Below are 13,495 nucleotides of genomic sequence, written 5' to 3' on the forward strand. Positions count from 1 at the left end.
TAACAGGTTATTTTTCGGGTAAGGTAACGAATTCCCATTTTGGAAGATTCTCGATGGTCAAGTCATACCCGCTTGCGCTATGGTCTTTCACTGTTTGTCCTTCGCCTTCATCAAATTTCCAGTATGCTATCAAGCCTTCTGAGGCAGGATCTGCAGTATAGAAATGATTGACAGCTTGAATTTCTTCGGCTGTAAGAGCACGGTTCCAAATACGCACTTCGGCTACTGAACCGTTGAAGAACCGTTGTTCATTGTAAGAATATCCAATCCAGAAACAGCGTGCTTGTCCACCGCTTTCGTCCGAATGTTTGGTTCCTAAGCTGACTGTATTCAATCTTGAGAATTTTTTGGAGGCTTTTTCTATTCCGTCAATATATATCTTTGCCTCTCCTTCCTTGAAGGTGACAGCTACATGATACCATTTGTTGCCGTCAAACTGTAAGTCGGAGTTGGTAAGATTCCCGTTAGAAGTAGCGAGTTGAAGCTGGTTAGAAGGTACGCCTGCGTCGCCGATACGAAGTAGATACTCGCCTTCGATACCCATCAGTGTGCTTATCTCATTTTTGAGTTGAGAGGCTTTAAAGAGTAGCTCCAGCGTATTTTCTTTCATGTTATTGAATCTTTCATCATTGTTGAAGTCTGGGTAGGCACGATTTTCGTTTAGATTGCACACTACGTTGATAAGTGAGGCTCCATGAAACACATAGTAATAATTTTTAGCGCTTTGCAGTACTTCGATTCCTTCGACAGACTGGATGGTGACGGGTAATACATAAGTGAAGTCTGCATCCAGTTCTCCCGTGTTGATAAATTGGATAGGCAGTATGTTGCTGGAAACAGCACCGGCTTTAATAGTCACTTTGTTCTCTTCCATTACATAATGTGTTTCGGGAAGTAGTATGGCTGCCTCATCGTAATATGCACTCCGGTAGGTATCTAGTAATTCCGGTGCCGCTGCCATTGTTACTTTGATATCATGTGCTTCCGGTTTGGCTATTTCCACCGAAAGTCCTTTTACTATATTGGTGTCTCCTGCCTTGAACAGGATTTCCTGAGTGAAGGCTGTTGTGGAAAGGAAAAGTTTATTGTCGTAATGCTGTTCGTCTTCATTACTCTGACATCCGGTCAAGGTGATGGAGAAAGCGATGAACATCATCATTATTAATTTATTCAGTTTCATAACTTGTTTTTTATTTAGCGGTTGGACTAAGGATATTAATTGCTTCTCTGACGTTGGGGTATATTTTTGTGGGATTGAAATAATCCTGCTCTACTCCATCCACAGAGATTCCGGCTTTTATATAATCGGGTACTTCTTGCAGCGTCCATTCGGCAGCGGCAACGATGGCAGATCTCCCATTCACCATACCATATTGGTCACCCATGTTGCTGAGATATGGAGTGGTTACTCCTATAATAAAGCGGTCGGTCGGTACGCCTTTGGCGGATGCCATCAGTACGAGATAAGACATTTCGTAGAGATTTTTGGCACTGTGGGCGTTGACAATGATATACTTGCTTTCTACCAATATCTCTTTACCGATGACGTTCTGCGGACTTCCTTTGAAGACAATCTCTTTTCCTGCATGGGCGGCTTTCCATTCTGTCAATAAGTTGAAGAATGCGCCTTGGCGTGCTGTTTCGGCAGCTGTCTTTTCTTCATCCTGTAACAGGGAGTTGAGATCGAAGCCGGTGAAGTTAATCACTATACCGTCTGTTCCCAGTGCATTGATGGCATCCAATTGCCGGGCTGTTTCTTCTTTACAGTATTCGATGAAACGCCGTGCGTTGACAATAGCCGGATCTTCATCTGGTGTTTCATTTTCGCTCTCTAGTTCGTTTTCCTTCTCTGAAGTTTCTGTGTTGGAGGCATCTTCCGCCTCTTTTTCAAGAATGGCTTGCCATGCACTTTCAATGGCGTCAAAGTTGATCAGCCCTAATACTTTTGTTCCTTTTTTACGAGCTTCATCCATTTCAGTGATATGCATCTCATTCACGTCGAAGATGTTGTTCAGGCAGATATAATCTACGCTATCGGGCAGTGCCGTGAGGTGTTGGCTCTGATTGGCAGGGGCCGTGCTAAGGTTGTTCATGGAAACAATGACAATAGCATGCTCACTAGACTTGAAGTCGTTGAGTGACTTCAAGTATTGGGTATATAGTGCTGGATTCTGCTCTTGGATGGAAGGGTAGCGAAGAGTGATACTTTCCGGTTCAGTCCAATCCGAACAGGCAGCCAGCATCATCAGGCATGCGATGAGTGCAGGAAGAGTATGTTTGAATATCTTTTTCATATAACTACGGTATAAAATATTTTTTATTTACAGGATTTGTTTCACTAAGTTTCGCAAGGACTTGGTGTATAAATCTGGATTTTGCATCTCTGATATTACATTGATAAATATATTATTCATACAATATTGAATGATTAAAGGTTAATCACTAAGGTTTACATGCCCACCATAAATCAGTAGCCATATTATCTGCTCTCTTCAGATAATTGTTAACAGCATATTGTACATTGACTGTATTATCTATATATTCTGCAGATGGATAAGGCATACGACGTGCTCCTTTTTTATTATCCACAGTTCCACCACTCATGTTGCCTTCGTCAGTAGTCGGAATCAATTTAGGATAACCTGTACGGCGATAATCCGCCCATGCTTCATTTCCTAACATCCAATTAGCTATCCATTTCTGAGTAATGATCCGTTCCTGTTTCACCTCATCGGTAGAAGACTCATCCCATTTTATCGTAATTGTTGAAAGCTGAGAATTGTATGAGTTGAGTCCGGAAGGATCTGTATAGGTGGTTGGTATCTTACTTTCATCATTCAAATATTCTTCAGGGTTACCAGCGCTCCATTGTTCAAATGAAAGACGTATTCCTTGATTATAGAAATCACGTGCTTCTCCTCCCATATCAAACTTGAATATAGCTTTTCCTTCAGCTCTTAGAAAAGCAACTTCTGCTGCATTCATCCAAAGGATAGGATCGGAAGCTGAGATTTTTATCTTGGAATAGTTTATAAAATAATCTTTCACTTTTTCAAGGTTAATGCCTCGGCGCAATCCGACATATTCTTGGTCTTCCCAGCCGGATTTCTCAAAATAAGCAGCACGACGTGCATCCGCATAACCATTCATATAGCAAACAATATCTGCTGCTACATGGCTGTCACCACCACTTGTTTCTTCATTATATCGAACAGCTGTATACAGTGGATTAGGTATTGTACCGAAATAATTCCATTTAGCATTATCCTCATTGGATTCTATTACACCAAATTCATGTTTCACTGCACTTTCGGCCATCTCTTGAGCTAATTTTTTATTAGCATAGGAAATCCGGATAGCTAAACGTAGTTTTAGTGAATTGGCAAACTTAATCCATTTCGGTACATTTCCGTCATATACGTGGTCTGCAGTAGCCACAAGAGCCGAACCACTATTTTCTGTCAGGATTTCTATTGCATGATTCAACTCCTCAAAGAACTTATTGTAAACTTCCTCTTGAGAATCGTAAGGAATGGTTATTTTTCCGTCTGCTCCAATTTTAGAATAAGGTATAGGACCATAAGTATCGGTCACACGACTCATTGCCGCTACTTTTATAATTTCAGCAATGGCATAAGGGACCGGATTGTTAGTAGCTTCAGATACACTTTTTACTGTTGACAAGTTACTATATAGAACCGGGATAACTTTATCACTTTTCAAGAAAACCCTTGTCCAGTCATCTGTCGGATTGAAATTAGAAATTGTAAATGCCCATGCACTCTTGGAGTCGGCAAAGTAACCTCCACATGGTCCTCCCAGCAAACAATCTGTAAACTGTGCTGTATTAACATCACTAGATACAACACAACCAGCCAAATTGCTCATTGCAGAACCCAAAGCGTAATCATCAGCTGCTAAACTTCCCGGTTGATATGGATTGGAGTTTATATCCATATATTGACTAGTGCAAGATATGAAAGATATGGTCAATGCCCCCAAAAACAGTTTATTTATTATATTATTTCTCATATTAATGCATTGTTTAGAATTTGAAACTTAGACTAAATCCTATATTACGTAAAGATGGCATCATAAAGTAGTCTATTCCTTGATAGAAGTTATCTGTAGAAGCAATACTTTCCGGATCGAATGGCGCTTTATTGTAGATCATCCAAAGATTACGCCCAATCATAGATATTTTAATGTCGCAAATATTATGCAACATCTTTCGAGGGAAAGTATATCCGAATGATACTTCTTGTAAACGGACATTAGTTGCAGAATAGGTGTAATATTGTGGAACTGAAGTTCCGCCACCGATAATTCCATACCATGTTTCCGGATTAACGCGGTCATTGCCGTTGACGAGCACATATCCATGATCTCTAGCTTCAGCAGTTGCCTCAGAAACACCGTAATAATCAAGCATAGCTTGTGTTCGTGAAAATACAACTCCTCCCAAACGTGCAGAAACAAGGAAACCTGCATTAAAATTATTCCAACTAAAATTATTACGCCAAGCTAAATTACCTTTGGGTAATACACTTCCTAGTTTTATATACTTTTTAGGGTCCTTGATTGTTTCGGTTGTCATTTTACCAGCTTGATCAATGTATATTTTATTATTAGTATCCCGTTTTAAATCAATAAAAGAATACAAGTCGCCCATACTGCCACCTTCCTTTAATAAGAAACGAGCTTCACCTAAACCTCCCATGTTGAGTGTGCCAATAGAGAAGTTTTCTCCTGTGATAGGATTAATAGCGTCGCTGGCCAAAGTTAAGATTTTATTCCTATTCATAGAAAATGTGAATCCGGTGTCCCAAGTGAATTTATTCCATGTATTTTTATATCCTAATGAAAGCTCGATACCTTGATTACGTACCGCTCCTGTTTGAATATACATAGCTGACCATCCACTGACTGGCAACTGTGGATTAAATGTCTGATTCATTGTTTTAGCATTATAATATGTAATGTCTAAATCAAAATTCTTCAAGAAGCGCATGGTTAATCCGACCTCAAATGATTGAGTTCGTTCTGGTTTCAAATTATATAAAGGATATTGGGTCATGATACTCCATTGAGCTGAGTTAGCAGTCCATTCATAACGAGGATTGGCCAAATATCTTCCGAAAGCACTACCTACAGATGCCCAGGAACCACGTAGTTTCATATAAGACAGATAATCTTTATTCAACTTTGGCATCAGTTCAGAAAGAACCACAGAAGCACCGACTGACGGGTAGAAAAAAGATTTGCTTTTCGAATTTGGTCCAGCTAACTGTGAGGGCCAGTCATTACGTCCTGTTAAAGTTATATAGTAGGTACTTTTATATCCTAATTCGGCAGAAGCAAATATAGATTGAGTCTGCTCTCTCCATCCCTCTTGCATACGTTCTGTTTTGCTAGGACTTAAATTTTGTATAGCAAAGAAGTTGGTTAAGCCTACAGTTTCACCTTTAAATGAATCGGTACCATCAGCAATCGGACCACGTACTTTCATTGCATCAGAACGTATATCGGAGAAAGAACCACCAACGTTTGCCTGCAATGAAATGATTTCACCAAACATTTTATTAATATTCACAAGGAAGTCTGCGTACAACTGCTTATCATTTGTTCGCGTAATTCCGTATAAGCCGCGAGACGACTTTTCCGTCAATTGAGTATTGGTGGAAGCATAGAACTTTTCTGTATAATCATTATTAGAATTATCCAAACGAACGCGACCGGAAACGCTCAACCAATCTAATATCTGATAACTTAAATTAGCATTCAGCATATAACGATCTTTTTTGTTCTCACGCAGATTGCGATAATTTACCCAATATGGATTTTGCATAGTCATGGCTTCATCACCAACGGGCCAATATTGAGTATAAATTTTGCGAGCCGGGTCGTAACGTTCGTACATACTAATATCTTCCCAGTCATTGCCACGCGGAAATAAATAAGCTCCTACTAACGGGTTATTATACGTACCTTGGTTCGTCATATTTCTATCATTTTGTAGAATATAACTTGCTCCGAAATCCAATGTCATTTTATCATCTAAAAAAGATGTTGTATTTCGGACTGTAAAGTTATAACGATTGTACTTGTTATTAGGAACAATACCTTTTGAATTTACGGCTGCTGCTGAAGCATATGTCTGATTTTTCTCTGTTCCGGTAGAAAATGAGACGCTTTCTGTAGCAATAACACCTGTTTGGAAATAGTCATCTTGAGGATTATAGCCAAAATAGTTGGTTTCTGTTAGTTTACGACCCCAGCTACGTGCCCCGGAAACATTCTGAACACCTTCCATACCTGTTCCATAACGGGTCTGAAAACGTGGCATAATAAAAGGAGATGTCAATTCAGTGTTTGAATTGACTGTAATATTAACCTTTCCTTCTTTTCCTTTTTTAGTCGTGATTACAATTGCGCCATTAGCAGCTTCCGAACCGTACAAAGCTGCTGCGGCAGCACCAGTCAAGACTGACATTGATTCAATATCTTCCGGATTGATATCGGCGATAGGCTCACTGGCGCCACGTGAGTCAAATTCCGTACCTCCACTTTTTGTTGAACGTCCTGAGAAAATGGGTACACCATCTATTACGTACAATGCATTAGAAGATTGCATAATTGATTTTGTACCACGCATCACTACTTTTGAAACACCACCAACACCTGATGAAGAGGCATTGATATTGACACCTGCTACTTTTCCACTTAAAGAATTGACAAAATTTGCATCTTTGTTAGATGTAATTTCATTTGTATTAACTTGTTGTACGTTATAACTTAAAGCTTTCTCCGAACGCTTGATACCCAATGCTGTAACAACGACTTCGTCTATTACTTGTGTATCATCCAACATCGTAATATTTATGGCTATCTGTCCTTTTAATGGAATTTCTTGTGTCTTATAACCTATATAAGAATAAACAAGGATAGGATTAAGACTCTTGGTAACGACTTTGTAATTCCCATTTAAATCTGTTATTGCACCATCCGTTGTCCCTTTAATCAAGATACTGACACCAATCAAGGGTTCTCCTTTAGCATCCAAGACTTGTCCGGTAATAGTACGCTCTTTCCCGGTTGATTGTTGTGTTGGATCAGGGCCCCCTTTTTCCGACAGATAAATAATATTCTCTTCTATTTTATAAGAGATATCTTTATTTTTCAGAAGTGTGTTTAAAACTTGCTCTAAAGAGGCATCTTTTACCTTTAGAGGTTCAACGACAATAGTTGATAATTTGTCATTGTAAAAGAATTGATACTTTGATTGTGCCTGAATTTGTTTAATCACACTCCCTAAAGTTGTACGAGGAGTCGATAAGGTCAACTGTGCCGCAGCCCATTGTACAGGAACTGCTATCAACAAAAGAATCAATAAAGCTCGAAATAGCTTCGACTTTTGAAGCGAATGTTTGCTTTCCATACATTTTATTTAATGGTTATACATTTTATTGAACTCCAAGGAAAGGTGTCGACTTTCCTTCCCTTTGCTAATAAAACAACACTAATTTAATAAACACTTAGTTGAATTTATAATTTTTTTCGGAAAAACTCAAAAATCTTTAGTTCATGACAGTGATATGTATTAAGTTAAACCGTATATTCTGTCTTCTCGTATAACATCTGTCACTTATGGATAATTTTAGTTACCAAGTCTTTAGGGAACTTATGCAAAATAATGTGATTAAAATCTTTAAACGATAACAAATATGAGAAGAACAGTAAAAAACAGTTGGTTTGCAGTAATATTGCTGACATGGGGGATGATATGTTTTTCATGTGAGGGCTGGACAGATCTGGAGAGGACCTTCATTATATCTGCTTAGAATATAAATCTCATTCCCCCTCTCTTCTCCGCCTGCTTATATTTCTTAATCTCCATTGAAAGATACTTCATTTGTTGAGCAAACATAAAATCGTGGATAGGACGTAAGTCTGGTTCTTCATCATCTTGAGGACGGGATGCTTCCAATGCCTGATAATATTCCAGTTTATCCTCTTTGAATATAGTAGCTAGAGGGAGTTGATGATAAGAGAGAATGTAGTTCATCAATAAGCGTGAAGTTCTCCCGTTTCCATCGGCAAACGGATGGATGCTGACTAGATAAAAATGGGCGTCGAAAGCTAACTGATAGATAGAGTCGGGTGTCTGAACTTGTTTGATACGCTGATTTAGTATTTCACATAGACGGGTTACTTCACGCTCTATTTTCTGATAGTTTACGAAATAACGGTCACCTACATGCACGGAAGATTTGCGCCAATCTCCTTTGGAAGAATCATAATCTCCTGCACTGGAATGAATTATAGTTCCTGTAGTACGCATCACGTGAGCTGAAATTTCCTGTATAAAAACAGGAGTAATTTCACGTTTCTTTCTAGCTTCTTCCACTATAAAACGCAAAGCTTCGAAATGGTCCTTTACCATATTATGATCATACAGCGGTTTTCCCTTGGCGGTGATACCGTCTACAATCAATAGGCGGCTTTCTTCTTCGGTGAGTGAAGAGCCTTCTATTGCTGTGGAGTGGTGGGAAATGAATATTTCATTCATTAGCTCGAAATTCACAGCCTCTTTCAGTTTCAATTCATTAAATTGCTCTAGTAATGGTTGTATGGACATATTGTTATAGATTAGCTCTGCAAATATAAACAAATTATAGAGGAAAAAGATGCTGACAGGAAGATATCAGGGGAACTGCAACAAAAAATAATTTCATTCCCGTACGCGAAATGAACTAAACCGTATAGCTATTTAGTTAATACATAGTATAATATACCTTATTATATTCTCAAACAATTCTCACTGTAATGAGAAAAAATACTCATCGCGATGAGAAAATATTCTCATAGGGATGAGTATTAATTCTTATCACCGTGAGAAAATGTTCTTATCACGATGAGAAAATATTCGAGTAAGGATTATTGCTCTTTAGAGAAAGAATAAGGCATATCCTCTTCTTTCGTTCCTCTGTTCTTATTCGGTTGGTTACCCATATCCACTTTGATAGTGCCACCTTTGAATAAGTCTTCGTGACGGAGATAATTCTTGGTGTAATCAGTACCATTAACATTCAGCGAGTTGACATAGAAATTCTTCTTGCTGTTGTTCGGAGCATCAATTACCAAGCTGTTGCCATTCTCAAAATGAAGCGTAGCTTTCTTGAATAGCGGAGCACCTATGATATATTCGTCCGTTCCCGGGCAAACAGGGTAGAATCCCAGTGCCGAGAATACATACCAGGCGGAAGTCTGCCCGTTGTCCTCGTCGCCGCAATAACCATCCGGTCCCGGAGTGTACATTCTGTCCATAACCTGGCGCAGCCAATATTGGGCTTTCCAGGGCTGACCGGCATAGTCATACAAGTAAATCATGTGCTGGATAGGCTGGTTGCCATGTGCATAGTTCCCCATGTTCATAACAGTCATTTCACGTATTTCGTGAATCACCTGTCCGTAGTAACTGTCGTCAAAGACAGGCGGCACGGCAAATACGGAGTCCATCATGGTGATAAACATCTCTTTTCCGCCCATCAGGTCGATAAGGCCCTGAGGATCGTGGAATACAGACCAAGTGTAGTGCCAGCTATTTCCTTCCGTGAAGGCATCTCCCCATTTCAATGGAGAGAATGGAGACTGGAATGTACCGTCCTCATTGCGTCCGCGCATAAGTTTGGACTCTTTGTCGAAAAGATTTTTGTAGTTCATGGCACGTTTGGCGAAGAGGTTAATCTCTTTCTTCGGACGTTTCAGTTCTTTGGCGAGTTTGTAGATACACCAGTCGTTGTATGCATATTCCAGTGTACGGGCTGCATTCTCGTTGATTTTCACATCGTAAGGGACATAACCCAGTTTGTTGTAGTATTCGTATCCCAGACGTCCTGTGGAAGAAACTTCGGGGTGTACATTTTCCGTTCCGTGAAGCAATCCTTCATATAGTGTTTTTACGTCATCCACTTTTACGCCTTTCATGTAGGCATCTACGAGGATAGAAGCGGAATTATTGCCGACCATGCAACCTCTGTGACCCGGACTTGCCCATTCGGGGAAGAATCCGCTTTCTTTATACGTATTGATGAGCCCTTCCTGCATTTCCTTGTTGACCGATGGGTACATCAGGTTCAACAATGGGAACAGGCAACGGAAAGTGTCCCAGAAACCGGTGTCGGTGTACATATATCCCGGCAGAACCTGGCCGTTGTAAGGACTATAATGAATCGGTTGTCCCGCAGCATCCAGTTCGTAGAACTTGCGTGGGAAAAGCAACGAACGATACAGACAGGAATAGAATGTACGGTATTGGTCGAGATTGCCACCTTCTACTTCTATCTTGCCTAATTCCTGATTCCAGGCTTCTTTTCCTTTCTTAGCCAGTTGCTCGATATTATCTTTACCCAGTTCTTTCATATTGACAGCCGCTTGCTCGAAGCTGATGAAAGAAGAAGCGATTCGGGCATGTACCTGTTCGCCTTTGTGTGTCCGGAAGCCGATGATAGCTCCGGCATGGTCGGTTGTCTGTTCGGCAACGTTCTCTTGCAGATTACCGTTGGCTACCGTAGCTTTGTAAGTGAAAGGCTTGTCGAACTCAATGATGAAGTAATTCTTGAAGTTTTCGGGAACTCCGCCGCTGTTGCGGGTGGTATAGCCGATAATCTTATTTTCTTCCGGAATCACTTTGATATACGAACCTTTGTCGAAAGCATCCACCACGACATAAGAATGGTCGTTTTCGGGGAAAGTGAAGCGGAAAAGAACGGCACGTTCCGTCGGAACCATTTCTGTCACTACATCATGCTCCGCAAGATATACTTTATAATAATAAGGAGTGGCAGTCTCGCCTTTATGCGCAAACCAACTGGCACGCTTTTCCTCGTCAAACACAGGCTTGCCTACTATCGGCATGATAGAGAACTGTCCGTAATCGTTAATCCACGGACTGGGTTGATGAGTCTGCTTGAAACCGCGAATCTTATTGGCGGTATAGGTGTATTGCCATCCGTCTCCCATTTTTCCGGTCTGCGGAGTCCAGAAGTTCATTCCCCAGGGACGGGCGATGGCGGGATACGTATTCCCTGTTGATAACTCGAAAGTAGACTGGGAACCCATCAGCGGGTTGACATACTGTGTCCAGTCTTTGGCTTTGGCAAAGACTGTGCAACTGAGTACACAAGCTATTAGTAATAGTCTTTTCATGGCATTATGTGTTTTGATAATTAGGCTTGTTAGTCATCTTGATTTCCATCGTTCCGCCGTTCACGATATCCTGATGGTTGAAGAATGGAGTATTCAGCGGTTTACCGTTCAGCGTCATGCTTTCGATATATTTATTCTTTTTCGTATTGTTCTTTACGATAATACTGAATTTCTTACCACCGGGTAGGTTGATTACCGCTTTATCGAAAGCGGGGCGGCCAATGGAATACACCGGTTTGCCCGGACATACCTGATAGAATCCCATAGAATTGAGGACGTACCATGCAGACATCTGACCGCAGTCCTCGTTACCCGACAACCCGTCTACGCTGTTGGCGTATTGGCTCCGGTAAACACTGTCCACCAATTCCTGAGTTCTCCACGGGCGGTTTACGTAGTTATACAAATGAATAACATGATGGCTGGGCTCGTTGCCATGCGCATATTGTCCGATAAGACCGCTGATGTCCGATGAGGTCGTTTCGCCTTCGAGCGATGAATCGACAGTGAACAGAGAATCGAGTTTCTGTACAAATGCGTCCTCGCCACCCATCAGATTGACTAATCCCTCTACATCATGCGGCACAAACCAAGTCCACTGCCACGCTGTTCCTTCGCAATAATCATCGTTGCGGTGAGTTGATGCACGCGGGTTGAACGGTGTGCGCCATTCGCCTTTCGAATCAAGTCCGCGCATGAAGCGGGTCGACTTGTCGAAGTAGAATTCGTATGCTTTGGCAAAACGCTCGTATTTGGCTTTGGATTCAAAGTCGTTCATTGCTTCCGCAAAGATGGAGATACACCAGTCATCGTACGCATATTCCAGCGCCTTGGCTACCGATTCGTTTTCACGGTCACAGGGAATATAGCCGATGGCATTCTTGTAATACTTGGCTTTCGGCATGAGATGCGGCAATACCAAATCCGGGCATTTGATGCCGGTAGTATCATATTCGGCTGCACGCAGGCAGGCTTTGTACGCTTCTTTCGCGTCAAAATTACGGTAACCTTTCATATAAGCATCCACAATGACGGGGACAGCATGATAACCAATCATCGTGCCGGTATAGTTGGAGGCTAAATCCCACATCGGATATATTCCGCCTTCTTGATGCTTCTTTATCAGCGAGTTGATGAATTGATTGTTCAAATCGGGATCGATGATTGTCATCAACGGGTGCAATGCGCGAAAAGTGTCCCACAGTGAGAATACAGTATATATAGGGTTGACAGTGTCTCCCTGATGCACTTCGAGATCCATCCCTAAATAACGTCCGTCGGCATCGGTGAACAGGTTCGGACTGATACCCGTATGATAGAGGGCGGAGTAGAAGATGGTCTTATCTTCCTTATCGGAAGTAGTAATGTCTATCTTCGACAAATATTGGTTCCAGGCAGTACGTGCATCTTCGCGTACCTTATCGAAGTCCCATGCGGGGATTTCTGATTCCACATTCTTGCGTGCGCCTGCTACGTCGACAGCGGAAACACCGACTTTCACAAACACCTGTTCGTCTTTCTTCGTGTTGAAATGCAATAACGCTTTGCAGACGGGAAGCCGCTTGCCGTTGTCCATAGTGACGGAATCGGTGACGAGTGTGTAAGAGAACGGTTTGGAGAACTTGGCGTAGAAGTTAATGTACTGGTCGAACGCCCAATAAGTAGTTTTCTTGTGTCCGCAGATTTCCGTGTCGCTAATCACTTCGATTTCCATTTCCGAATTAGTCTGACGTTGCAGGCTGTAATCCAGATCGATGATAAAACCGGATTCGGTGCTTTCGGGGAAAGTGTAGCGGTGGATAGCACCGCGGCTGGTGGCTGATATTTCAGCTTTTACCTGATAAGTGTCCAGAAATACGGAATAATAACCCGGTTCTGCCGTTTCATTCTCGTGTGAGAAGGCAGAGGCATAGGTCAGTGTCTGGCTTTGAGGGTCGGTGGTCAGATAGTTCTGTTTGCCGACGGTGGGCATGAGCAGCACATCTCCGTAGTCGCAGCAGCCTGTACCGCTGACGTGTGTATGAGAGAAACCATTGATGGTGGAGTCTGCATAATAATACCCCGAACAAGCATCCCATCCGTCAATCCGTGTGTCCGGACTGGGCTGAATCATGCCGTGGGGAACTACTGCTCCGGGAAACGTGTGTCCATGTCCGCCTGTCCCGATAAAGGGATTGACATAAGCACTGTAGTCTTTTACGCTAGTGGGGGCTGTGCAGGAGCTAAGTGTGAATAATCCTCCTAAACATCCTACTATTAGGAATGTTTTCAATTTCATGGTATTAAT

7 protein-coding genes are annotated in these 13,495 nt (G+C 41.6%); all 7 read right to left on the bottom strand.

Annotated elements, in window-relative coordinates; all coding sequences use genetic code 11:
- Window positions 1-7 precede the first annotated feature (7 nt).
- The 7 genes from ACGHVY_RS19200 to ACGHVY_RS19230 all read right to left on the bottom strand — a co-directional run bounded on the left by ACGHVY_RS19200 (window position 8) and on the right by ACGHVY_RS19230 (window position 13,486).
- Complete coding sequence (locus ACGHVY_RS19200; protein WP_390600742.1) at window positions 8-1,180, bottom strand: DUF1735 and LamG domain-containing protein; 1,173 nt, start codon at window positions 1,178-1,180, stop codon at window positions 8-10.
- A gap of 10 nt (window positions 1,181-1,190) precedes the next feature.
- Window positions 1,191-2,294, bottom strand: a complete 1,104-nt coding sequence (locus tag ACGHVY_RS19205) for a glycoside hydrolase family 18 (RefSeq protein ID WP_390600744.1) — start codon at window positions 2,292-2,294, stop codon at window positions 1,191-1,193.
- Between the two features lie 148 nt (window positions 2,295-2,442).
- Window positions 2,443-4,032 (bottom strand): RagB/SusD family nutrient uptake outer membrane protein, encoded by a 1,590-nt coding sequence (locus ACGHVY_RS19210; protein ID WP_308747157.1) that lies wholly within the window; start codon window positions 4,030-4,032, stop codon window positions 2,443-2,445.
- A gap of 13 nt (window positions 4,033-4,045) precedes the next feature.
- A complete protein-coding gene (locus tag ACGHVY_RS19215; protein WP_390600747.1) occupies window positions 4,046-7,438 on the bottom strand; it encodes a TonB-dependent receptor in 3,393 nt (1,130 codons plus the stop codon).
- Between the two features lie 399 nt (window positions 7,439-7,837).
- A complete protein-coding gene (locus ACGHVY_RS19220) occupies window positions 7,838-8,638 on the bottom strand; it encodes a Fic family protein (RefSeq protein WP_308745614.1) in 801 nt (266 codons plus the stop codon).
- A 299-nt stretch (window positions 8,639-8,937) separates the two neighbouring features.
- The gene (locus ACGHVY_RS19225) at window positions 8,938-11,208 is read right to left on the bottom strand and encodes a GH92 family glycosyl hydrolase (RefSeq protein ID WP_390600750.1); all 2,271 of its coding nucleotides are present in this window, start codon (window positions 11,206-11,208) and stop codon (window positions 8,938-8,940) included.
- A gap of 4 nt (window positions 11,209-11,212) precedes the next feature.
- On the bottom strand, window positions 11,213-13,486 hold the full coding sequence (locus tag ACGHVY_RS19230) for a GH92 family glycosyl hydrolase (protein WP_390600752.1): 2,274 nt from the start codon (window positions 13,484-13,486) through the stop codon (window positions 11,213-11,215).
- Window positions 13,487-13,495 lie beyond the last annotated feature (9 nt).

It is taken from the genome of Bacteroides sp. f07, from assembly GCF_042854785.1.
GTDB lineage: Bacteria > Bacteroidota > Bacteroidia > Bacteroidales > Bacteroidaceae > Bacteroides.

Bases quoted from the DNA above. Each gene is read 5' to 3' on its own strand.
- ACGHVY_RS19225 (WP_390600750.1), bottom strand. From the start codon at position 11,208: ATGAAAAGACTATTACTAATAGCTTGTGTACTCAGTTGCACAGTCTTT.
- ACGHVY_RS19205 (WP_390600744.1), bottom strand. From the start codon at position 2,294: ATGAAAAAGATATTCAAACATACTCTTCCTGCACTCATCGCATGCCTG.
- ACGHVY_RS19200 (WP_390600742.1), bottom strand. From the start codon at position 1,180: ATGAAACTGAATAAATTAATAATGATGATGTTCATCGCTTTCTCCATC.
- ACGHVY_RS19210 (WP_308747157.1), bottom strand. From the start codon at position 4,032: ATGAGAAATAATATAATAAATAAACTGTTTTTGGGGGCATTGACCATA.
- ACGHVY_RS19220 (WP_308745614.1), bottom strand. From the start codon at position 8,638: ATGTCCATACAACCATTACTAGAGCAATTTAATGAATTGAAACTGAAA.
- ACGHVY_RS19230 (WP_390600752.1), bottom strand. From the start codon at position 13,486: ATGAAATTGAAAACATTCCTAATAGTAGGATGTTTAGGAGGATTATTC.
- ACGHVY_RS19215 (WP_390600747.1), bottom strand. From the start codon at position 7,438: ATGGAAAGCAAACATTCGCTTCAAAAGTCGAAGCTATTTCGAGCTTTA.